This is a genomic window from Pseudomonas sp. FIP_A4, assembly GCF_036701605.1.
GTDB lineage: Bacteria > Pseudomonadota > Gammaproteobacteria > Pseudomonadales > Pseudomonadaceae > Stutzerimonas > Stutzerimonas phenolilytica.
The window spans coordinates 20,528-42,311 of the sequence record NZ_JAYDXP010000127.1; the positions used below are offsets into that span (position 1 = coordinate 20,528).

The 21,784-nt window shown below is 65.1% G+C and carries 19 protein-coding genes; 15 read left to right on the plus strand and 4 right to left on the minus strand.

The window, feature by feature from the left end; all coding sequences use genetic code 11:
- Positions 1-82 precede the first annotated feature (82 nt).
- The 9 genes from prmA to U8L64_RS15550 all read left to right on the plus strand — a co-directional run bounded on the left by prmA (position 83) and on the right by U8L64_RS15550 (position 11,734).
- On the plus strand, positions 83-961 hold the full coding sequence (prmA, locus tag U8L64_RS15510) for a 50S ribosomal protein L11 methyltransferase (RefSeq protein ID WP_043298126.1): 879 nt from the start codon (positions 83-85) through the stop codon (positions 959-961).
- Between the two features lie 68 nt (positions 962-1,029).
- Complete coding sequence (locus U8L64_RS15515; RefSeq protein ID WP_102829562.1) at positions 1,030-2,262, plus strand: DUF3426 domain-containing protein; 1,233 nt, start codon at positions 1,030-1,032, stop codon at positions 2,260-2,262.
- A 177-nt stretch (positions 2,263-2,439) separates the two neighbouring features.
- Positions 2,440-3,453, plus strand: coding sequence for a tRNA dihydrouridine synthase DusB (dusB, locus tag U8L64_RS15520; protein ID WP_043298128.1), 1,014 nt, complete (start codon positions 2,440-2,442; stop codon positions 3,451-3,453).
- Positions 3,450-3,770 carry a DNA-binding transcriptional regulator Fis gene (gene fis / locus U8L64_RS15525; RefSeq protein ID WP_043298129.1) on the plus strand — a complete coding sequence of 107 codons (321 nt, stop codon included), beginning with the start codon at positions 3,450-3,452 and terminating at the stop codon, positions 3,768-3,770. The genes dusB and fis overlap by 4 nt, the downstream gene beginning before the upstream one ends.
- Before the next feature lie 71 nt (positions 3,771-3,841).
- Positions 3,842-5,446: a bifunctional phosphoribosylaminoimidazolecarboxamide formyltransferase/IMP cyclohydrolase gene (purH, locus tag U8L64_RS15530; RefSeq protein WP_043298130.1), complete on the plus strand. Its 1,605-nt coding sequence runs from the start codon at positions 3,842-3,844 to the stop codon at positions 5,444-5,446.
- Between the two features lie 118 nt (positions 5,447-5,564).
- Positions 5,565-6,857, plus strand: a complete 1,293-nt coding sequence (gene purD, locus U8L64_RS15535; protein ID WP_333398207.1) for a phosphoribosylamine--glycine ligase — start codon at positions 5,565-5,567, stop codon at positions 6,855-6,857.
- 114 nt (positions 6,858-6,971) lie between these two features.
- Entirely contained in the window at positions 6,972-9,770 is a 2,799-nt protein-coding gene (locus U8L64_RS15540) for a response regulator (protein WP_333398208.1), read from the plus strand.
- A 221-nt stretch (positions 9,771-9,991) separates the two neighbouring features.
- The gene (locus U8L64_RS15545) at positions 9,992-10,930 is read left to right on the plus strand and encodes a lysylphosphatidylglycerol synthase transmembrane domain-containing protein (RefSeq protein WP_054095256.1); all 939 of its coding nucleotides are present in this window, start codon (positions 9,992-9,994) and stop codon (positions 10,928-10,930) included.
- A gap of 78 nt (positions 10,931-11,008) precedes the next feature.
- Entirely contained in the window at positions 11,009-11,734 is a 726-nt protein-coding gene (locus U8L64_RS15550) for a VC0807 family protein (RefSeq protein WP_054095257.1), read from the plus strand.
- 19 nt (positions 11,735-11,753) lie between these two features.
- On the opposite strand, the gene U8L64_RS20415 is transcribed toward U8L64_RS15550, so the two are convergent.
- The 4 genes from U8L64_RS20415 to U8L64_RS15565 form a co-directional block, all read right to left on the minus strand.
- Complete coding sequence (locus U8L64_RS20415) at positions 11,754-11,999, minus strand: hypothetical protein (RefSeq protein ID WP_139346395.1); 246 nt, start codon at positions 11,997-11,999, stop codon at positions 11,754-11,756.
- Complete coding sequence (rfbD, locus tag U8L64_RS15555) at positions 11,935-12,840, minus strand: dTDP-4-dehydrorhamnose reductase (protein WP_077681969.1); 906 nt, start codon at positions 12,838-12,840, stop codon at positions 11,935-11,937. The genes U8L64_RS20415 and rfbD overlap by 65 nt, the downstream gene beginning before the upstream one ends.
- 279 nt (positions 12,841-13,119) lie before the next feature.
- Complete coding sequence (gene sfsA / locus U8L64_RS15560; RefSeq protein WP_333398209.1) at positions 13,120-13,848, minus strand: DNA/RNA nuclease SfsA; 729 nt, start codon at positions 13,846-13,848, stop codon at positions 13,120-13,122.
- Entirely contained in the window at positions 13,848-15,020 is a 1,173-nt protein-coding gene (locus U8L64_RS15565; RefSeq protein WP_054095260.1) for a pyridoxal phosphate-dependent aminotransferase, read from the minus strand. The genes sfsA and U8L64_RS15565 overlap by 1 nt, the downstream gene beginning before the upstream one ends.
- 191 nt (positions 15,021-15,211) lie before the next feature.
- Here U8L64_RS15565 and dksA point away from each other — a divergent pair, with 191 nt between their 5' ends.
- The 6 genes from dksA (at position 15,212) to U8L64_RS15595 (ending at position 21,752) form a co-directional block, all read left to right on the plus strand.
- Positions 15,212-15,658, plus strand: coding sequence for an RNA polymerase-binding protein DksA (gene dksA, locus U8L64_RS15570; RefSeq protein ID WP_008568911.1), 447 nt, complete (start codon positions 15,212-15,214; stop codon positions 15,656-15,658).
- A gap of 48 nt (positions 15,659-15,706) precedes the next feature.
- A complete protein-coding gene (gluQRS, locus tag U8L64_RS15575; protein ID WP_234302771.1) occupies positions 15,707-16,606 on the plus strand; it encodes a tRNA glutamyl-Q(34) synthetase GluQRS in 900 nt (299 codons plus the stop codon).
- A gap of 97 nt (positions 16,607-16,703) precedes the next feature.
- Positions 16,704-16,880 (plus strand): hypothetical protein, encoded by a 177-nt coding sequence (locus tag U8L64_RS15580; RefSeq protein ID WP_003095129.1) that lies wholly within the window; start codon positions 16,704-16,706, stop codon positions 16,878-16,880.
- A complete protein-coding gene (locus U8L64_RS15585) occupies positions 16,864-19,818 on the plus strand; it encodes a sensor histidine kinase (protein WP_043298139.1) in 2,955 nt (984 codons plus the stop codon). Before U8L64_RS15580 ends, U8L64_RS15585 begins: the two co-directional genes overlap by 17 nt.
- A 61-nt stretch (positions 19,819-19,879) precedes the next feature.
- Positions 19,880-21,289 carry a sigma-54-dependent transcriptional regulator gene (locus U8L64_RS15590; RefSeq protein ID WP_333398242.1) on the plus strand — a complete coding sequence of 470 codons (1,410 nt, stop codon included), beginning with the start codon at positions 19,880-19,882 and terminating at the stop codon, positions 21,287-21,289.
- An 82-nt stretch (positions 21,290-21,371) separates the two neighbouring features.
- Positions 21,372-21,752 (plus strand): hypothetical protein, encoded by a 381-nt coding sequence (locus U8L64_RS15595; RefSeq protein WP_333398243.1) that lies wholly within the window; start codon positions 21,372-21,374, stop codon positions 21,750-21,752.
- Positions 21,753-21,784: the final 32 nt, after the last annotated feature.

The following is a 21,784-nucleotide window of genomic DNA, read 5'->3' on the forward strand; positions in this document are numbered from 1 at the left end:
CTCCCATCCCCTGCACTGGCCGCGACCCACGCCCTCCAGTAAGCTTGCGCGCCTTGCCCCGCCCGTTTCCCAAGAGGCCCCCATGTCCTGGTTGCAGATCCGCCTTGCCATAACCCCCGATCAGGCCGCAGCGCTGGAGGACCAGCTGTTGGCGCTGGGTGCCGTCTCGGTGACGTTCATGGATGGCGAGGACCAGCCGATCTTCGAGCCGGACCTGGGCACCACGCCGTTGTGGAGTCACACCCACCTGCTTGCGCTATTCGAGGCCGATACCGATGCGGACGCGGTACTCGCCCACCTGCGCCTGCTGCGCGGTGGCGAGCTGCCCGAGCACCATATCGAACGCATCGAAGATCAGGATTGGGAGCGCAGCTGGATGGACAACTTCCAGCCGATGCGTTTCGGCCGCCGCCTGTGGATCGTGCCGAGCTGGCATACCGCGCCGGAGCCGGACGCAGTCAACCTGCTGCTCGACCCCGGCCTGGCCTTCGGCACCGGCACCCACCCGACCACTGCGCTGTGCCTGGAGTGGCTGGACGGCCAGGAACTGGCCGGCTGCCGCGTACTCGACTTCGGCTGCGGTTCGGGCATTCTCGGCATCGCCGCACTGCTGCTCGGCGCCGAATCGGCGCTGGGCACCGACATCGATCCACAGGCGTTGGAAGCCTCGCGCGACAATGCCGGCCGCAACGGCCTGCCGGCCGAAGCTTTCCCGGTCTACCTGCCCGAACACCTACCAGCGCAGGCGGTCGACGTGGTGGTCGCCAACATCCTCGCCGGTCCGCTGGTGCAACTGGCAACGCAGATCACCACGCTGGTCAAGCCCGGCGGCCGACTGGCGCTGTCCGGCATTCTTGCCGAACAGGCCGAGCAGGTTCGCCGCGCCTACGAAGGCGCCTTCGATCTCGACCCGACCGCCGACAAGGACGGCTGGGTGCGCATCAGCGGAACCCGCCGCTGAACCGCATCCGCTGTCGCCACGCGACGGGCATGAACTAGACTTGCGAGCAATTTTTGCCGGAACCCCGCATGAGCAGCTTCATCACTCAATGTCCCCACTGCCGCACCAGCTTTCGTGTCAGTCACAGCCAACTCGGCGCGGCGCGTGGCGCGGTGCGTTGCGGGGCCTGCCTTGAAGTGTTCAATGCCGCGCGTCAGCTGCTGGCCGACGAGCATCCGACGCCACCACTTGTCGTCGCCGGCCCGGCGGCTCAGCCGCCTGCGCCGTCTACCGCGCAGAGCGCAGACGAGAGTCGTTGGATCCACGACGATCTGGATCTCGACAGCCTCAACCTCGACGAGGAACTGGCCAAGCTGGAAGCGCAGGAGCGCGAGCTTGCCCAGCGCTTCAGCGAGCCCGCCGGTACGCCGCCGGCAGTCGTTGCTCCGCCGCGCGCCGAGCCGGATGAGCCGGCCGTAGCGGATACACCGCGCGCCACGCCTGAGAGTGACTCACCCGCGCCCATCGAGGCGCCGGAATCGATCGCACCGACCGAAACCACGCCATCCTTCCCGCCGAGCCCCGCTTCGGCAGCGCCCTTGCCGCCCAGCCAGACGGCAACCGCCAGCGAGCGGATCACGGCGATCCACGCCGACGAGACGCCTGCACGTGTGGAGCCCGATATCGGCGGCGCGGACGAAGCCCCGGCCGCGCCAGCACCGGAAGTATCGTCTGCCAACCACACGGCCAATCAGCGCCACGAGCCGGAGCTGGCGAACACACCACTGTTCGAACTCGACGACGAGCCGCTGCAACTCGCCTGGCAGCCACCGCGCAAACGCTGGGGCCGTGGGCTGGCGTGGGGCACGCTGAATCTTCTCGCCCTGCTCGGCCTCGCCGGCCAGTACGTGGCGTACAACTTCGACGAACTGGCGCGCCAGGATCGCTATCGCCCCTGGTTCGAGCGTCTCTGTCCGACGCTGGGTTGCACCCTGCCGAGCAAGGTTGACGTCAGCCAGATTCGCAGTAGCAACCTAGTGGTGCGCAGCCATCCGGACTTTCGCGGCGCACTGGTGGTGGACGCCATCATCTACAACCGTGCGCCCTTCGCCCAACCGTTTCCGTTGCTGGAAATCCGCTTCGCCGATCTCACCGGCAAACTGATTGCAAGCCGCAGCTTCAAGCCCAGCGAATACCTGTCGGGCGAGCTCGCCGGACAGACGGAAATGCCCCCGCAGGTCCCCATCCATATCGCCTTGGATATCCTCGACCCGGGCTCGAAGGCGGTGAACTACAGTCTGAACTTCCGCTCTCCGGAATAGCGCGGCGAGCAGCGTATTCCGCGTCCCGCGCCGGCTTCTAACCATTGGCGATAAGCCGAAGACTGTTCAGAATTTGTTCAAAACCACCTTTAACCCGTCATCCGGAGCGGGTATTATGCCCACCCTTTTTTGCAGTCCCGATCGACCTAACAAGCAGGCTCCAGGCAGGGAATCTTCATGTCAGCGGTACGCATCGGCCCCTACACCTTATCGAATCGTCTGATTCTCGCGCCCATGGCCGGCGTGACCGATCAGCCGTTCCGCCAGCTCTGCCGACGCTTCGGCGCGGGCATGGTGGTCTCGGAAATGCTCACCAGCGACGTGCGCCTGTGGAACAGCCGCAAGTCGCGCCTGCGCATGCCGCATGCCGATGAGCCGGAGCCGCGCTCGGTGCAGATCGCTGGCGGTGATCCGCAGATGCTTGCCGAGGCGGCACGGCGCAACGTCGAGCTGGGCGCACAGATCATCGATATCAACATGGGCTGCCCGGCCAAGAAGGTTTGCAACAAGGCCGCCGGCTCCGCGTTGATGCGCGACGAGCGGCTGGTCGGGCAGATTCTCGACGCCGTGGTCGCCGCCGTCGACGTGCCCGTGACCCTGAAGATCCGCACCGGCTGGGACCGCCAGAACCGCAACGGTTCGACGATCGCGCGGATCGCCGAGCAGAGTGGAATCGCCGCGCTGGCCGTGCATGGCCGTACGCGCGCCGATCTCTATACCGGCGAGGCCGAATACGACACCATCGCGACGATCAAGCAGCAGGTGACCATTCCGGTTTTCGCCAATGGCGACATCGACTCGCCACACAAGGCACGCCAAGTGCTGCAGGCGACCGGCGCCGATGCCCTGCTGATCGGCCGGGCGGCGCAGGGCCGGCCGTGGATCTTCCGCGAGATCGAGCATTTCCTCGACACCGGAGAGCTACTGGCCCAACCATCGTCCGACGCCATCGAAGCCACCGTGCTGCAGCATCTGGACGCTCTGCACGCCTTCTACGGCGATGTCATGGGTGCGCGCATCGCCCGCAAGCACGTCGGCTGGTATCTGCAAACACTGCCGGGCGCCCGGGAATTCCGCGCCCGGTTCAATCACCTGGAAGACAGGGCGGCACAGGCTGCCAGCGTTCGGGCGTTCTTCGCCGAGCAACGATCAAGGCCCGATTCGGGGGATGGACAGGGGGTGGCCGCATGACGCTGTTGAACGAAACCTTGCTAACTGGAACCGCATCCGTGAGCGACAACGTGAACCTAAAGCAGCACCTCAACACGCCGAGCGAAGCGGGGCATACCCTTCGCGGCAGCGTGGAGAAGGCGCTGCACAACTATTTCGCCCGTCTCGAGGGTGCCGACGTCACGGACGTCTACAATCTGGTGCTCTCGGAAGTCGAGGCGCCGCTGCTGGAAACCGTGATGAATTACGTCAAGGGCAACCAGACCAAGGCCTCCGAGCTGCTGGGTCTGAACCGCGGCACCCTGCGCAAGAAACTCAAGCAGTACGACTTGCTGTAACCCGATTCGCTGGATGAAGGGCGCCGCGCCGGCGCCCTTTTTCTTTCAATTCTGTCCTGATGGAATCCGAGATGACCGACCAGACCACCCGCCTTCCCGTCCGCCGCGCGCTGATCAGCGTGTCCGACAAGACCGGCGTCGTCGACTTCGCCCGTGAACTCGCCGCCCTCGGTGTCGAGATCCTCTCCACCGGCGGCACGTTCAAGCTGCTGCGCGAAAACGGCGTCAACGCCGTGGAAGTCGCAGACTACACCGGCTTCCCGGAAATGATGGACGGTCGGGTGAAGACCCTGCACCCGAAGATTCACGGCGGCATCCTCGGCCGGCGCGACCTCGACGGCGCGGTGATGGCCGAGCACGGCATCGCGCCGATCGACTTGGTGGCAGTCAATCTCTACCCGTTCGCCGCCACCGTGGCCAAGCCCGGCTGCACCCTGCCGGATGCCATCGAGAACATCGACATCGGCGGCCCGACGATGGTCCGCAGCGCGGCGAAGAACCATAAGGACGTTGCCATCGTGGTCAACGCCGACGACTACGCCGCGGTGATCGACAACCTGAAGAACGGCGGCCTGACCTACGCCCAGCGCTTCGACCTGGCGCTCAAGGCCTTCGAGCACACCGCGGCCTATGACGGCATGATCGCCAACTACCTCGGCGGCATCGACCAGAACGCGCAAACCCTCAGCACCGAGGGCCGCAGCCTGTTCCCGCGCACCTACAGCATGCAGTTCATCAAGGCGCAGGACATGCGCTATGGCGAGAATCCGCACCAGCAGGCCGCCTTCTACGTCGAGAAGCCGGACGAGGCCTGCGTCGCCACCGCCACCCAGCTGCAGGGCAAGGAACTGTCGTTCAACAACGTGGCCGACACCGATGCCGCGCTGGAATGCGTGAAGAGCTTCGTCAAACCGGCCTGCGTGATCGTCAAGCATGCCAACCCGTGCGGCGTCGCCGTGGTACCGGAAGACGAGGGCGGCATCCGCAAGGCCTACGATCTGGCCTATGCCACCGACAGCGAATCGGCGTTCGGCGGCATCATCGCCTTCAACCGCGAGCTGGACGGCGAGACCGCCCGCGCCATCGTCGAGCGCCAGTTCGTCGAGGTGATCATCGCCCCCCGCATCTCCGCCGAAGCGCGCGCCGTAGTCGCTGCCAAGGCCAACATCCGCCTGCTCGAATGCGGCCAGTGGCCAGCCGAGCGCACCCCGGGTTGGGACTACAAGCGCGTCAATGGCGGCCTGCTGATCCAGAGCCGCGACATCGGCATGATCACCACCGATGACCTGAAAGTGGTCACCAAACGCGCGCCCACGGAGCAGGAAATCCACGACTTGGTGTTCGCCTGGAAGGTGGCCAAGTTCGTCAAGTCCAACGCCATCGTTTACGCCAAGAACCGCCAGACCGTCGGCGTCGGCGCCGGTCAGATGAGCCGCGTCAACTCCGCGCGCATCGCCGCGATCAAGGCCGAGCACGCCGGCCTGCAGGTGCAGGGCGCGGTCATGGCCTCCGATGCGTTCTTCCCCTTCCGCGACGGCATCGACAACGCCGCCAAGGCCGGCATCAGCGCCGTCATCCAGCCCGGCGGCTCGATGCGTGACGAAGAGGTCATCGCCGCGGCCGACGAAGCCGGTATCGCGATGGTCTTCACTGGCATGCGCCACTTCCGCCATTGATCCGCTGGTGGATGGCTTGGGCCATCCACCCTACCCGGAACGCCAGACATCGTAGGGTGGATAACGCTTTGTTTATCCACCAAGCGGGCCGCAGGCCCGCTCCCAACGGGAGAGAGAAATGAACGTTTTGATCATCGGCAGCGGCGGTCGTGAACACGCCCTGGCCTGGAAGGTCGCGCAGGACACACGCGTCGCGAAAGTCTTCGTCGCCCCCGGCAACGCCGGCACCGCCACCGAAGCCAAGTGCGAGAACGTCGCCATCGACGTGCTGGATATCGAGGCGCTGGCCGACTTCGCCGCGAAGAACGTGCAGCTGACCATCGTCGGCCCGGAAGCGCCGCTGGTGAAGGGCGTGGTCGACCTGTTCCGCGCGCGCGGCCTGGACATCTTCGGCCCGACCGCCGCCGCCGCGCAGCTGGAAGGCTCCAAGGCGTTCACCAAGGACTTCCTCGCCCGTCACAAGATTCCCACCGCCGACTACCGGAACTTCACCGAAGTGGAACCGGCGCTAGCCTACCTGCGTGAGAAAGGCGCGCCGATCGTCATCAAGGCCGACGGCCTGGCCGCCGGCAAGGGCGTGATCGTCGCCATGACCCTCGAAGAAGCCGAGGACGCCGTGCGCGACATGCTCTCCGGCAATGCCTTCGGTGACGCCGGCTCGCGGGTGGTCATCGAGGAGTTTCTCGATGGCGAGGAGGCCAGCTTCATCGTCATGGTCGACGGCGAGCACGTCCTGCCGATGGCCACCAGCCAGGACCACAAGCGCGTCGGCGACGGCGACAGCGGTCCGAACACCGGCGGCATGGGCGCCTACTCTCCGGCCCCGGTGGTCACCGCCGAGGTGCACCAGCGCGTGATGGACGAGGTGATCTACCCGACCGTGCGCGGCATGGCGGCCGAAGGCAACGTCTACACCGGCTTCCTCTACGCCGGCCTGATGATCGACAAGAGCGGCGCACCCAAGGTCATCGAGTTCAACTGCCGCTTCGGCGATCCGGAAACCCAGCCGATCATGGTGCGTCTGGAGTCCTCGCTGGTGCTGCTGGTCGAGGCCGCGCTGGCCAAGGCGCTGAACAAGGTCGAGGCGACCTGGGATCCGCGCCCCACCGTGGGCGTAGTGCTGGCGGCTGGTGGCTACCCGGGCGACTACGCCAAGGGTGACGTCATCGAAGGCCTGGCCGATGCCGCGCAACTGGACGGCAAGGTGTTCCACGCCGGCACCGCGCTGAACGCCCAGGGTCAGGTGGTCACAGCCGGTGGTCGCGTGCTGTGCGCCACCGCCATCGGCCGCACGGTGTCCGACGCCCAGCAGCAGGCCTACCGCCTGGCGGAGAAGATCCGCTGGAACGGCATGTTCCACCGGCATGACATCGGCTACCGCGCCATCGCCCGTGAGCGGGGCGAAGGCTGAGCAACCGCTTACTGGAAAACACGCACGGGGCCCGGATTTCGGCGCTCCGTGCGATTACAGCCGATCGGCGGCATGGCTATAATCCGCCGTCACACACATGAAGGGACTTCACCCGTGGGTCGGCTTCGGATCGTCTTCGCATTCATCTTTAGCCTGCTCCTGACTGCGCTGACCCCGCTCTCGGCACACGCGCTCCCATCCCCTTCCACGGCAGTCGATTCCGCCGCGCAACCCTCCAACTGGCGCCTGCTGGTTGACCAGTCGGGCCGCCTGACGCTCAACGAAGTGCTCGCGCAGCGCCCACTGTTCCAACGCCTGGAGAAACTTGCCTACGCTGGCCCGGCCAGTGACGACGCCATCTGGCTGCAGGTCAGTCTGTCTCCCTACACGCAGCCGCACTGGCTGTGGCTGTTTGCGCCACGGGTGCAATATCTCGACTACTACCTCCTGCGCGATGGCGTGCTGGAGCAACACGTGGCCACCGGCGAATTGCGGCCGATGACCTCGCGCCCGCTGCCCGAGCGTGCCTACGTCTTCTCGCTACCCAATGACGATCACCCGCGCGAAGCGTATATCCGCCTGCAGTCCAGCCATCCGGTGATGTCCTGGTTCAGGATTCTCGACGAGGCCGGTCTGGTGGCGCAGGCGCAGCCGGCCTATCTGTTCGGCGCACTGTTCGGCGCCCTGGCGCTGCTCACGGTGTACAACCTGCTGCGTTTCGCCTACACCCGCAGTTACAGCCACATCTGGCTGAGCCTGCTGCACGCCGCCCTGCTCGGCTGCGCCGTGGCCAACCTGGGGCTGCTGGCTGTGTGGCTGCCGCAACTGATCTACAGCCAGCCGCTGATCGCCGACGTGTGCGCACTGATCGCTTGCCTGGCACTGCTGGGGTTCACCCTGGGCTTCTTCGGTCGCCAGCGGCGCAACTGGATCAACTGGCTGCTCGGCATGCAGATCAACCTGGTGCTCATCCTCGCTGGCGCCGTGACGCTGACGCAGTGGCTGTGGCACAGCGGCATCATCTACGCCTGCGTCCTGCTGGCGGCGCTCAGCACCCTGGCGGTGGCAACCTACCATTGGCGGCAGGGTTACCAGCCGGCCCGGCTGGTGGTTGGCGGTCTGCTGCTGTTCAACGCCGGCTTCATCTTCTTCATTCCGGCCTTGCTGGGCTTCGATCAGCTCGACCCGGGCTGGCTTACCGGCGGGCTGTTCAGCCTGACCACGCTCAGCGGCCTGATGCTCAGCTTCGCGCTGCTCGAACGACAACGGCAGGTGCAGGCCGACAGCCGTACCGAACACACCGCCGCGGCGGTGATCAGCGCCGAGCTCAAGACCAAGGCCGACTTCCTCGCCAAGGTCAGCCACGAGATTCGCACGCCGATGAATGGCGTGCTTGGCATGAGCGAACTGCTGCTGGGCACCTCACTGTCGGCCAAGCAGCGCGACTACGTGCAGACGATTCACAGCTCGGGCAACGAGCTGCTTAACCTGATCAACGAAATTCTCGACATTTCCAAGCTGGAATCGGGACAGATCGAACTGGACGACGTGCAGTTCGATCTCCATGCGCTGCTTGAGGACTGCCTGAACATCTACCGTGCCAAGGCCGAACAGCAGAAGGTCGAGCTGATCAGCCTGGTCCAGCCACAACTGCCGCCGGTGCTGGCTGGCGACCCCACGCGCCTGCGCCAGGCCCTGCTCAACCTGCTGGAAAACGCGTTCAAACAGACCGACGAAGGCGAGGTACTGCTGATCGCCGCCATCGAGGAAACCGCCGAGCGACCACGCCTGCGCATTACCGTGCAGGACAGCGGCCGGCCGCTGGAAGCCTACGAGCGCGATGCCCTGCTCAACGCCGCGCTGGACAGCCAGGACTTTCTGGCAGCGACGCGTCACGGCGGGCGCCTGGGCCTGATCATCGCGCGCCAGCTGGTGCAGCTGATGGATGGTGAGCTGGGCGTGCAGACCGGCACCGACCGCGGCAACATCCTCTGGATCAGCCTGCCGCTGGCCAACGAAGGGCTCGCACCGGCCGATTCGGCCCTCGACAGCGCGCTGCAGGGGACGCGCCTGCTGGTGGTCGACGACAACGATACCTGCCGTAAGGTGCTGGTCCAGCAATGCAGCAGCTGGGGACTGGAGGTCAGCGCCGTGGCCTCGGGCAAGGAGGCGCTCGCCCTGCTGCGCACCAAGACGCACCTGAAGGAATATTTCGACGTCGTGCTGCTCGACCAGGACATGCCGGGCATGACCGGCATGCAGCTCGCCACGCGCATCAAGGAAGATTTCAGCCTCAACCATGACATTCTGCTGATCATGCTGACCGGCATGAGCAGCGCGCCGAGCAAGGTCATTGCGCGTAATGCCGGAATCAAGCGCATCCTCGCCAAACCGGTGGCCGGATACACGCTCAAGACCACCCTGGCCGACGAGCTGGCCCAGCGCGACCAGCGCCGCGAGCGAAGTGCCGCCGTCTCGCCGCCGCCCGGAATCGCACCGCTGCAGGTGCCGGATGACTTCCACATTCTCGTCGCCGAGGACAACAGCATCTCCACCAAGGTCATCCGCGGCATGCTCAACAAGCTGCATTTGCAACCGGACACGGCCAGCAATGGCGAAGAGGCGTTGCGCGCGATCCAGTCCCACCCCTACGACCTGGTATTGATGGACTGCGAAATGCCGGTGCTCGATGGCTTCGAAGCCACCCGTCAGTTGCGCCTGTGGGAAGCCGCTCACGATCGCCCGCGTACGCCAGTGGTAGCGCTCACCGCGCATATTCTCAGCGAGCACCGTGAGCGCGCACGTGAGGCCGGCATGGACGGGCACATGGCCAAGCCGGTGGAGCTGTCGCAGCTGCGCGAGTTGATCGAACACTGGATACATATCAAGGCGGCGGGCTCGCTGGCCGAGTAATCTCGCCGCCCGGAGCATTCGCTCATCGCTGTACCCCCTGTCTGCGCCCGTACGTCATCGATCCGGGACGAGGCACTGAACAAAAGCGTCTGCCCGCTGCCGATTAAGCAGTACTGGTGAAAGTCGGCGAAGACATGTAATGCTCTGCGCCCCCCGCCGGGGGTACTCACCACCTGGGCTCGACCCGTCCTGACCGCACCGGCGAAGTAAGGAGCCGAGCGATGATGAAAAAAAGCGATGCCGCCTGGACCCTGTTCGGGCTCGTGGCGGTACTGCTATCGGGCTACCTGCTGTATCACGAAGTCCGCACCATTTCCTTGGACGAGCTCGGCAACAGCCTGCTGGCCATCGGCAAGATGCACTGGCTGCTGGCCGGCGCCGCAACCCTGGGCGCATATGTGGCGCTGGCCTGGTACGACCGCATCGCGATGGCGCATCTGGGCAAACGCATTTCCTGGTGGTTCATCACCCTCTGTTCCTTCACCACCTACGCGCTGGCTCACAACATCGGCGCCTCGGTATTTTCCGGCGCGGTGGTGCGCTACCGCGCGTATCGCAGCAAGGGCCTGACACCACAGGAGATCGGTATTCTCATCGTCTTCTGCTCACTGACCTTTGCGCTCGGCACGCTGCTGGCCTGCGGAGGCGTGCTGCTCGTGCGGCCGGGCGTGCTGGACCGCATCGTCGAAGTTTCGCCGTGGGTCGCGCGCGGACTAGGCGCCCTGCTGCTGGCACTGGTGGGACTCTACGTGTTCGGCTCCTGGCGCCAGCTGGCGCCGTGGCGGCTGGGTAAGTGGCATATCGAATACCCGCGGCTGAAGGTGGTGATACGGCAGCTGATGGCCGGGCCCATGGAGCTGCTGTGCGCGGCGGCAATCATCTATTTCGCCTTGCCGGCCGCCAACAATCCCGGCTATCTGACGATTCTCGGAGTCTTTCTGGCGTCCTTCTCGCTGGCGCTGCTGTCCCACGCGCCCGGCGGGCTTGGCGTGCTCGAAGTGACCTTTCTCGCGGCGCTGCCAGAGGTGCCCACGGCCGACGTACTCGCCGCGCTGATCGTCTTTCGCGGCTTCTACCTGCTGCTGCCGTTTGCCCTGGCGATCCTCGTGGTGCTGGGATTCGAGGCCGGCCAGTGGTCGGCACGCCGCCGCAGCACTTAACCGTCGGCGCAACATTCACTGGCGAAGCTGCACGCCTCGGGCGATCATGCGGCCCTTTCAGCAAGCTGCATCGAAGACATGACCGATACCCTGCACCACGCCGAACACAAGCCGCGTCCGCTGGTCGACCTGGCAATCAGCATCGTGATTCCTTCGCTGATCCTGATGAAGCTCAGCGGCGAGCAGCGCCTGGGCGCCGATGGCGCGCTGCTGCTGGCGCTGGCCTTTCCGCTCGGCTGGGGGCTGTGGGAGCTGGCGCGCTATCGCAAGTTCAACTGGATCGCACTGCTCGGTTTGGTCAGCGTGCTGCTTACCGGGGGCATCGGCCTGCTGCAGCTGGACACGCAATGGCTGGCGATCAAGGAAGCGGCGGTGCCGGGCATCATCGGCCTCGTCGTGCTGGCCTCGACCCGCACCTCCTACCCGCTGATCCGCACGATGCTCTACAACCCCAAGGTGCTCAACGTCGAGAAAATACACGAGCAGCTGGAGCGCAACGGCCAGACCGCGCACTTCGAGGCGCGACTGCTGCGGGCGACCTACCTGCTCAGTGGCACCTTCTTTTTCTCGTCATTCATGAATTACGTGCTGGCCAAATGGATCGTCAACAGCCCGGCCGGGAGCGAGGCCTTCAATGCCGAACTGGGGCGCATGACGCTGCTGAGCTATCCGATGATCGCCATCCCTAGCATGGTGATGATGATGGCGATCTTCTTCTACCTGTGGCGCACCATCCACGGCCTGACCGGGCTGCGTCTGGAGGACATCATCGCGACGCCCCACGAGCGCCGCCCGGAAAAGTGAGGCTGATGGCGTGACGCTGTCAGAACACCAGCTTGAACAGGCCGATCACCACGATCAGGCCGATGATGAAAATGATTCCCGCCGTACCACCGATGAATTTCAACATGCCGTACCTCCGCTTATCGGGTGTCTGTAATTTTGTGACACCCGTGTGTCTGGCATGTTCGCAGCACTCCGCTCGCTGGTAGCGCGGCCCTCTGTCAGACAGCTGCCGGGCGCCGCTCCTGCCGCGCCAGCTCGGCCAGCACCTCGGCGAGGTCGGCATGCCAGTCGTGTGCGGTCAGGCCGAACGTCGCCTCGAAGCGGCTGCAATCGAGCACGGACCAGGCCGGGCGCCGTGCCGGCGTCGGGTATTGCGCCGTGGAGATCGGCGAAAGCCGCGGCACGCGCGCGAGCAGCCCGAGATCGTGCGCCTGGCGGAAGATTTCGCCGGCAAATTCGTACCAGGAGCAGCGCGGCTGCCCGCTGTAGTGATAGAGCCCCCACGCCAGCGTTCCCTGACGCGCGTAACGGCTGGCCAGCTCCAGCAGCACATCGGCAATACGACCGGCCTGTGTCGGACAGCCGACCTGATCGCTGACCACTCCGAGGGCATCACGCTGGCGCGCCAGGCGCAGCATGGTCTTGACGAAATTATTCCCGTGCACGCCGTAGACCCAGCTGGTGCGCAGGATGAGATGCGCCGGCAGACGTTGGGCGATGGCCTGCTCGCCGGCCAGCTTGCTCGCGCCATACACACCGCCGGGGGCGGTGCGATCGGCTTCGCGATAAGGCACGTGCGCATCGCCGGCGAACACGTAGTCGGTCGACAGGTGCAACAGCGGGATGCCCGCCTGGGCCGCCGCCGCCGCCAGATTGGCACAGCCGTCCCGGTTGACCGCGTAGGCCTGCTCGGCGTGGCTCTCGGCGTTGTCGACATGGGTATAGGCAGCGGTATTGATGATCAGCCCCGGCCGTTGCAGCCCTATCTCGCGCGCAATCTGGTCGGCACAGGAGATATCCAGCTGCTGACGCGTACGGCCCAGCGCCACCAGACCGAAGCCGCTGGCACGATCGACCACTTCATGGCCGACCTGACCGCCAGCACCGCATACAAGGATTCGCATTGTTTCTTCGCCTCATGGGGACGGCCGCAACGAGCAGGTCATCCGTACCGAATTCAAAAGGGCGGGCATCGCCTCACGCGACGCTCATGTTCGCGCCATAGGGAAAAGGGACGCGCACCGAACTCACCGCCAACCTGGCTCAATACACCGAACCAGAGCATTCACCGGCTCTTGTGCCGGGCCACGTTGAGGCCAATCGAATCGACCTTTGTTCCGTGCCAGACGCATCCTGCTACAAGTTTTCGCCCAACAGCCGACGAACGCCCGCCGAAACGCCGCTCATGCCAGTACCGCGCCAGCATCGAGCAGCACCGGCAGCGGCCGCTCCAGCCGCAACTCCTCGGGCGATAGCCGCGCTGCGTAGGCCAGCACCTGCACCCCGGCGTCATGCGCCGCGCGCAGAGCGTCCGCATACAGCGGATCGATCTCGCGAGCCGGCCGCACCGCCTCGATATCGGACAGGTTCACGCAGTACAGCTGCACCGCACGCACACCGGCACGCGCCAGTGCCGTCAGTTCGCGCAGATGCCGCGTGCCGCGCGTGGTGACGGCATCGGGAAACGCCGCCACCGCGCTGTCGGCGAAGCCCAGGGTGACGCTCTTGACCTCGACATACGCCGGCCCGTCGGCGTAGTCGAGGCGAAAGTCCACGCGACTGCCCTCCACGCCGTAGGCCACCTCGCGCCTGAGTCCGCTGAAGCCGGCGAGCTCGCCGATCACCCCGCCCAACAGCGCCTCCTCCACCAGCGCGTTGGCGCGTGCGGTGTTCACGCAGGCCAGCCGCCCCTGCGGGGTTTCCACCAGTTCCCAGGTGCCGGGCAGCTTGCGGCGGGGATCCTGACTGCGCTGGAACCACACCCGCGCGCCCTCGCTCATGCAGTTGAGCATCGAGCCTGTATTGGGGCAGTGGATACACAGCTCCTCGCCGGCATCGGTGACGATATCGGCGAGAAAACGTTTGTAGCGGCGTACCAGCCGGCCCGCCTCCAGCGGGCTGGAAAAGCGCATCAGCCCTGCCAGCTCTGCAGCCCGCGCGCGATCCGCGCCACCGCCTGTTCCAGCCGGGGCAGGTCCTGGGTATAGGCGAAGCGCACATGATGGCCGGCCTGATGGCGGCCGAAATCCAGCCCGGGAGTGATCGCGACGAACTCGCGCTCCAGCATGTGCTGGCAGAACGCATAGGCATCGCCGCCGAACGCACTGATATCGGCATACAGATAGAAGGCGCCCTCCGGCTCCACGGCAATGCGGAAGCCAAGCTCGCGCAGCGCCGGCAGGAGGAAGTCGCGCCGACGAGCGAACTCCGCGCGCCGCGCCTCGAGAATCTCCAGCGTCGCCGGTTCGAAACAGGCCAACGCGGCATGCTGGGCCATGCTCGGCGCGCTGATGTAGAGGTTCTGCGCCAGCTTCTCCAGCTCTGCCACCGCACCCGGTGGCGCCACCAGCCAGCCGAGCCGCCAGCCGGTCATGCCGAAGTATTTGGAGAAGCTGTTGAGCACGAAGGCCTCGTCATCGACCTCCAGCACGCTGGCGGCGTCCACGCCATAGGTCAGGCCGTGGTAGATCTCGTCGACAACCAGATGTCCGCCATGCGCCTTCAGTGCGGCCGACAGCGCGGCCAGCTCGTCACGCCCCAGCAGCGTGCCGGTTGGATTGGCCGGCGAGGCGACCAGCGCGCCGACGCTCTGCTTGTCCCAGTAGCGCTCGACCAGCTCCGGCGTGAGCTGGTAACGCACCTCGGGGCCGACGGGCACCAGCTGCGCCGCGCCTTCGACCAGCCGCAGGAAATGCCGGTTGCATGGATAGCCGGGGTCGGCCAGCAGCCAGTGCTTGCCGGGATCGACCAGCAGACTGGCGGCCAGCAGCAGCGCACCGGAGCCGCCGGGAGTAATCAGGATGCGTTCGGGGTCAATAGACAGTCCGTAGCGGCTGGCGTAGAAACCGGCTATCGCCTCACGCAACGCCGGCAACCCGCGCGCCGCGGTATAGCGGGTATGTCCGGCGGCCAGCGCAGCCTGGCCGGCGGCGACGATAGGGGCGGCAGTGGTGAAGTCCGGCTCACCGATTTCCAGGTGGATGACGTCACGGCCCAGTGCCTGCAGCTGATTGGCCCGCTCCAGCAGCGCCATAACGTGAAAAGGTTCGATTGCGCGGCTGCGCGCACTGTAAGAAGCGGTCATCTGACCTACCTGTAGAGGACGAAACGTGGATTCTACCCAAGGTCCCGGGAACGCTGTAGCCACCGACGGGTACGGGAGTAGCGCACCCCGATCCGATCTGGTAAGTTCGCCCGCTTGCAGCCGCAGGGCCGGCACGGGCCGGCAGGGACATATCATCCTGCGCAAATGGACATAGCGAGAGGCGTTCATCCATGCCCATTACCAAAGCAACACCGTCGAGCAAGCAACTGATTCGCGCCTTCGAGCCCTACAAGGAAACCAAGGGCGAGGAATACATGAGCGACAAGATGCGCGCTCACTTCACCGGCATCCTCAACAAGTGGAAGCAGGAGTTGATGGAGGAAGTCGATCGCACCGTGCACCACATGCAGGACGAAGCGGCCAACTTCCCCGATCCGGCCGACCGCGCCAGCCAGGAAGAAGAATTCAGCCTGGAACTGCGTGCTCGCGATCGCGAGCGCAAGCTGATCAAGAAGATCGACGAGACGCTGCAGCTGATCGAAGACAACGAGTACGGCTGGTGCGACTCCTGCGGTGTCGAGATCGGCATCCGCCGGCTGGAAGCCCGCCCCACCGCCACGCTGTGCATCGACTGCAAGACGCTGGCGGAGATCAAGGAAAAGCAGATCGGTTCCTGATCCCGAACGGGGCGCTACGGCGCCCCGCTTCATTTCCAGCCCGCCGCCATGACCTCATCCCGCCCCGCTGATCGCTACATCGGCCGCTTCGCGCCGACGCCCAGCGGTTATCTGCACTTCGGCTCGCTGTTTGCCGCTCTCGCCTCCTACCTCGACGCCCGCGCCGTTGGCGGCGACTGGCTGCTGCGCATGGAAGACATCGATCCGCCACGGGAAATGCCCGGCGCTCAGGCCGCGATTGTCGAAACCCTGCGCCGCTACGGTTTCGCCTGGGACGGCGCCATGCTGCGCCAGAGCCAACGCCAGGCCGCCTACCAGGCGGCCATCGAGCACTTGCTGGACGCCGGCCTGGCCTATGCCTGTACCTGCTCACGCAAGCAGCTGCAGGCATACCCCGGCGCTTATCCGGGTTTCTGCCGCGATGCCGGCCACGACCCGCGTGACGCCGCGATCCGCCTGCGCGTACCGGATCGCGAATACCACTTCTGCGATCGCGTGCAGGGCGAGTACCGCCAGCACCTGGGCCGCGAGGTCGGTGACTTCGTCATCCGTCGGCGCGACGGTCTGGTCGCCTATCAGCTTGCCGTGGTGCTCGACGATGCCTGGCAGGGCGTCACCGACGTGGTGCGCGGGGCCGATCTGCTCGACTCCACGCCGCGCCAGCTGTATCTGCAGGAACTGCTCGGTCTACCGCAGCCGCGCTATCTGCACCTGCCATTGATCATCCAGCCGGACGGCCACAAGCTGGGCAAGAGCTACCGCTCGCCACCGTTGCCCCCCGACGAGGCCAGCCCGTTGCTGTTGCGCGCGCTGCGCGCTCTTGGCCAGCAACCAGCCGCCGAACTCGCCGGCGCCCCGGCGGCAGCGATTCTCGCCTGGGCGGTCGCGCACTGGGACGCCGGGCGCATCCCGCGCACCCGCTCACTGGCCGAGGCGCAGCTGCGGTAGCCCCGACTCGCCGCCAACCTGAAGGTTTTGCCTGCCGCCGGTGGCTTGCCGCTTGCGGCTGCTCTACCATCGACGCACTTCCGACACGAGACCCGGCATGTACATCTACCGACTGGTGCTGCTCCTGGTGGTGGGAATCTATCTGTTTTCCCCGGCGATCATGGACTGGTGGATCGACCCCAACGGTGCCTGGTACCGACCCTACCTGCTGTGGCTGATCCTCATCGTGGTGACCTTCATTCTCCAGAGCCAACGCGATGCAGACGAGCTTTAGCCTCAGCCACCTGGTGCTGATCAGCGCCGCCTACCTGCTGGCGCTGTTCGGCGTCGCCTGGGTCAGCGAGCGCGGCATCATCCCGCGCTGGATCATTCGCCATCCGCTCACCTACACCCTTTCGCTGGGCGTCTATGCCAGCGCCTGGGCCCTCTACGGCACCGTCGGGTTGGCCTATCAGTACGGCTACGGCTTTCTCGCCACCTACTTGGGGGTGTGCGGCGCGTTCCTGCTGGCGCCGGTGCTGCTCTATCCGATTCTGCGCATCACCCGTACCTATCAGCTGGCGTCGCTGGCCGACCTGTTCGCCTTCCGCTTCCGCAGCACCTGGGCCGGCGCGCTGACCACGGTGGTGATGCTGATCGGCATGCTGCCGCTGCTGGCCCTGCAGATTCAGGCGGTGGCCGATGCCATCGGCATCCTCACGCTGGAGCCGATGCAGGAGCGTGTCGCGCTCGGCTACTGCGTCCTGATCATGCTGTTCACCATCCTGTTCGGTGCACGCCACATCGCCGCCCGCGAAAAGCACGAAGGGCTGGTGTTCGCCATCGCCTTCGAATCGGTGGTCAAGCTGCTGACCTTCGGCACGATCGGGCTGTACGCGCTCTATGTGGTCTTCGGTGGGCCGCACCAGCTGGAAATCTGGCTGCTGCAGAATCAGTCGGCGCTGCAGGCCCTGCACACGCCGCTGCAGGAAGGCCCGTGGCGCACGCTGCTGCTGGTGTTCTTCGCCTCGGCCATCGTGATGCCGCACATGTATCACATGACCTTCGCCGAGAACCTCAATCCGCGCGCGCTGGTCAGCGCCAGCTGGGGCCTGCCGCTATACCTGCTGCTGATGAGCCTGGCGGTGCCGCTGATCCTCTGGGCCGGCCTCAAGCTCGGCGTGCGGACCAACCCTGAATACTTCACCCTCGGCCTCGGCCTCACCGCGCAGAACGATGCCCTCGCGCTGATCGCCTTCATCGGCGGGCTGTCGGCTTCCAGCGGACTGATCATCGTCAGTACCCTTGCGCTGTCAGGCATGGCGCTCAACCACCTGGTGCTGCCGCTCTACCAGCCGCCCAGCGAAGGCAATATCTACCGCTGGCTGAAATGGACGCGGCGCAGCCTGATCTTCGCCATCATCATCGCCGGCTACGGCTTCTACCTGCTGCTGGGCGCCGAGCAGGACCTGTCCAACCTCGGCATCGTCGCCTTCGTGGCCACCCTGCAGTTCCTCCCCGGCGTGCTGTCGGTGCTCTACTGGCAGACGGCGAACCGGCGCGGCTACATCACCGGCCTGCTGGCCGGCATCGCCGTCTGGGTGGTGACCATGCTGCTACCGTTAGTGGGCAATCTGGATGGCTTCTACATCCCGCTGTTCAACGTGGTCTATGTGCTCGACGACACCAGCTGGCACTTGGCGGCGATCGCCTCGCTGGCGGTAAACGTGCTGGCCTTCACCCTGGTGTCGCTGTTCACCGACACCAGCACCGAGGAGCAGAGTGCGGCCGAGGCCTGCGCCGTGGAGAACGTGCGCAGGCCGCAGCGGCGCGAGCTGATGGCCGCCTCGCCGCAGGAATTCGCCACCCAGCTGGCCAAGCCACTCGGCGCCAAGACCGCTCAGCGCGAAGTCGAGCAGGCACTGCGTGATCTGCAACTGCCATTCGACGAGCACCGCCCGTACGCCCTGCGTCGCCTGCGCGATCGTCTCGAGGCCAACCTCTCGGGTCTGATGGGGCCGAGCATCGCCCAGGACATCGTCGAAAACTTCCTGCCCTACAAGAGCGCTGCCGAAGGCTACGTCACCGAGGACATCCACTTCATCGAGAACCGGCTGGAGGAATACCACTCGCGCCTGACCGGACTCGCCGCCGAACTCGATGCGCTGCGCCGCTACCACCGGCGAACGCTGCAGGAGCTGCCGATGGGGGTCTGCTCGCTGGCCAAGGATCAGGAGATCCTCATGTGGAACAAGGCGCTGGAAGAACTCACCGACATTCCCGCGCTACAGGTGGTCGGCTCGCGCCTGCCGTCGATCGGCGAGCCGTGGAAAAGCCTGCTGGAGGGCTTCATTCAGCAGCCAGACGAGCACCTGCACAAGCAGCGCCTGTCGTTCAACGGTCATCGTCGCTGCCTCAACCTGCACAAGGCGGCGATCGCCGAGCCGCTGGCGCCGGGCAACAGTGGCCTGGTACTGCTGATCGAAGATCTGACCGAAACCCAGGAGCTGGAAGACCGCCTGGTGCACTCCGAGCGCCTGGCCAGCATCGGCCGCCTCGCCGCTGGCGTCGCCCACGAAATCGGCAACCCGATCACCGGCATTGCCTGCCTGGCGCAGAACCTGCGCGAGGAGCGCGAGCACGACGCCGAAATCACCGAGGCCAGTAACCAGATCATCGAGCAGACCAAACGCGTGTCGCGCATTGTCCAGTCGCTGATGAGCTTCGCCCATGCCGGCGAGCGCCAGCAGCGCGCCTACCCGGTGAGCCTGGCGCAGATCACCCAGGAAGCCATCGCCCTGCTGTCGCTGAATAAGAACCGCACCGAGGTGCAGTTCTTCAACCTCTGCGAACCCGAGCACCTGGCCGAAGGTGATCCGCAGCGCCTCGCCCAGGTGCTGATCAACCTGCTGTCCAACGCCCGCGATGCCTCGCCGCCGGGCGGCATCATCCGCGTCAGCAGCGAAGTCGCCGAGCAGTCTGTGTATCTGATCGTCGAGGATCAGGGCAGCGGCATCTCCAAGGAAATCCAGGGGCGGCTGTTCGAGCCATTCTTCACCACCAAGGACCCGGGCGAAGGGACCGGCCTAGGGCTTGCGCTGGTCTATTCGATCGTGGAAGAGCATTATGGCCAGATCGATATCGACAGCCCGGCCGACCCGATAGCACAGCGCGGCACCCGTTTTCGCATCACCCTGCCGCGGCATGTCGAAGTGCCACATGCCGTAAGTTGAGGAGGCAACCGCAGTAGCGGCCTTCCGGTCGCATCGCCTCCAGACCGTCGAGAGAGTACTGATGTCACACATTCTGATCGTCGAAGACGAAACCATCATCCGCTCCGCCCTGCGCCGTCTGCTCGAACGCAACCAGTACGAGGTCAGCGAAGCCGGTTCGGTACAAGAGGCGCAGGAGCGCTTCAGCATTCCCGGTTTCGACCTCATCGTCAGCGACCTGCGTCTGCCCGGCGCACCGGGTACCGAACTGATCAAGCTGGCCGAAGGCACGCCGGTCCTCATCATGACCAGCTACGCCAGCCTGCGCTCGGCGGTGGACTCGATGAAGATGGGCGCGGTGGACTACATCGCCAAACCGTTCGACCATGACGAGATGCTGCAAACCGTCGCGCGCATCCTGCATGACCGCCAGGAACGCGCCAGCGCAACTGCGGCCGCACCGTCCCCGGCGACCACCAGCACTCCCGCCAGTGCCCAGGGCGACATCGGCATCATCGGCCATTGTCCACCGATGCAGGACCTGTTCGGCAAGATCCGCAAGGTCGCCCCGACCGATTCCAACGTCCTGATCCAGGGCGAGTCCGGCACCGGCAAGGAACTGGTCGCCCGCGCGCTGCATAATCTGTCGCACCGCGCCAAGGCGCCGATGATCTCGGTGAACTGCGCGGCAATCCCGGAAACCCTGATCGAATCCGAGCTGTTCGGCCACGAAAAGGGCGCCTTCACTGGCGCCAGCGCTGGCCGCGCCGGGCTGGTCGAGGCGGCCGATGGCGGCACGCTGTTTCTCGACGAGATCGGCGAGCTGCCGCTGGAAGCCCAGGCACGCCTGCTGCGCGTGCTGCAGGAGGGTGAAATTCGCCGGGTCGGCTCCGTGCAGTCACAGAAGGTCGACGTGCGCCTGATCGCTGCCACCCACCGCGACCTCAAGACGCTGGCCAAGACCGGGCAGTTTCGCGAAGACCTTTATTACCGCCTGCATGTCATCGCGCTGAAGCTGCCGCCACTGCGCGAGCGTGGTAACGATGTGCTGGAAATCGCTCGCGCCTTCCTAGCCCGCCAGTGTCAGCGGATGGGCAACGACAGCATGCATTTCTCCCGCGACGCCGAGCAGGCCATCCGTCATTACAGCTGGCCAGGCAACGTCCGCGAACTGGAGAACGCCATCGAGCGTGCGGCGATTCTGAGCGAGAGTGCGGAAATAGACGCCACGCTGCTGGGCATCGACATCGAGCTCGACGGCTTGGACGACGAATTCGACGAGCCCAGCACCTCGCTGCTGTCGGCGGCCAGCAACGAGCCGACCGAGGACCTCTCGCTGGAAGACTATTTCCAGCACTTCGTCCTCGAACACCAGGACCACATGACCGAGACCGAGCTGGCACGCAAGCTCGGCATCAGTCGCAAGTGCCTGTGGGAGCGTCGCCAGCGCCTCGGCATCCCGCGGCGCAAGTCGAGCACCACCGCGGGCTGAGTTGTTACCGTCCGGCCCATGCGCCGTAACAGAATCGGGATCATCGGTAACGACGATCCCTTTTTTTCGCCTCCCACTTTGCATGAAAAAACTTAACTCTTTGAAAACAAACGATTTTTTAAAAGTGGCACGGCATCTGCTTTATATCCAGCACAACAACAATAACAAGCCGTCCCATAACAAGAACAAAACGAAACGACTCCAGCAAAACAACGATAAGAACGCGGAGGCGCAGCTAACTGATTCTTTTGGAGAGGATTTGCCGAAGGGCTCAACCCCGACGACCAGGCCGAGAACAACAAAAACTGCATTGAGCAGGACCCGCACTGGTTGGATCAACGATCATCGGCAACTCAGCGACCAAAGCAATCCGTTTGCTATTGGTTCCCAAGTAGGGACCTCCCGGAGGCAATGGCCGAAGGGAACAGGCGGAACAACAAAAACAATACGCCTGCACCAATAACAACAAAGCACGCAATATCTTTTATGAGGGGA

Excerpts from the sequence above, each read along its gene's own strand:
- prmA (WP_043298126.1), top strand. The coding sequence starts at position 83 with ATGTCCTGGTTGCAGATCCGCCTTGCCATAACCCCCGATCAGGCCGCA.
- U8L64_RS15515 (WP_102829562.1), top strand. The coding sequence starts at position 1,030 with ATGAGCAGCTTCATCACTCAATGTCCCCACTGCCGCACCAGCTTTCGT.
- dusB (WP_043298128.1), top strand. The coding sequence starts at position 2,440 with ATGTCAGCGGTACGCATCGGCCCCTACACCTTATCGAATCGTCTGATT.
- fis (WP_043298129.1), top strand. The coding sequence starts at position 3,450 with ATGACGCTGTTGAACGAAACCTTGCTAACTGGAACCGCATCCGTGAGC.
- purH (WP_043298130.1), top strand. The coding sequence starts at position 3,842 with ATGACCGACCAGACCACCCGCCTTCCCGTCCGCCGCGCGCTGATCAGC.
- purD (WP_333398207.1), top strand. The coding sequence starts at position 5,565 with ATGAACGTTTTGATCATCGGCAGCGGCGGTCGTGAACACGCCCTGGCC.
- U8L64_RS15545 (WP_054095256.1), top strand. The coding sequence starts at position 9,992 with ATGATGAAAAAAAGCGATGCCGCCTGGACCCTGTTCGGGCTCGTGGCG.
- U8L64_RS15550 (WP_054095257.1), top strand. The coding sequence starts at position 11,009 with ATGACCGATACCCTGCACCACGCCGAACACAAGCCGCGTCCGCTGGTC.
- U8L64_RS20415 (WP_139346395.1), bottom strand. The coding sequence starts at position 11,999 with ATGCCGACCTCGCCGAGGTGCTGGCCGAGCTGGCGCGGCAGGAGCGGC.
- rfbD (WP_077681969.1), bottom strand. The coding sequence starts at position 12,840 with ATGCGAATCCTTGTATGCGGTGCTGGCGGTCAGGTCGGCCATGAAGTG.
- sfsA (WP_333398209.1), bottom strand. The coding sequence starts at position 13,848 with ATGCGCTTTTCCAGCCCGCTGGAGGCGGGCCGGCTGGTACGCCGCTAC.
- U8L64_RS15565 (WP_054095260.1), bottom strand. The coding sequence starts at position 15,020 with ATGACCGCTTCTTACAGTGCGCGCAGCCGCGCAATCGAACCTTTTCAC.
- dksA (WP_008568911.1), top strand. The coding sequence starts at position 15,212 with ATGCCCATTACCAAAGCAACACCGTCGAGCAAGCAACTGATTCGCGCC.
- gluQRS (WP_234302771.1), top strand. The coding sequence starts at position 15,707 with ATGACCTCATCCCGCCCCGCTGATCGCTACATCGGCCGCTTCGCGCCG.
- U8L64_RS15580 (WP_003095129.1), top strand. The coding sequence starts at position 16,704 with ATGTACATCTACCGACTGGTGCTGCTCCTGGTGGTGGGAATCTATCTG.
- U8L64_RS15585 (WP_043298139.1), top strand. The coding sequence starts at position 16,864 with ATGCAGACGAGCTTTAGCCTCAGCCACCTGGTGCTGATCAGCGCCGCC.
- U8L64_RS15590 (WP_333398242.1), top strand. The coding sequence starts at position 19,880 with ATGTCACACATTCTGATCGTCGAAGACGAAACCATCATCCGCTCCGCC.
- U8L64_RS15595 (WP_333398243.1), top strand. The coding sequence starts at position 21,372 with ATGAAAAAACTTAACTCTTTGAAAACAAACGATTTTTTAAAAGTGGCA.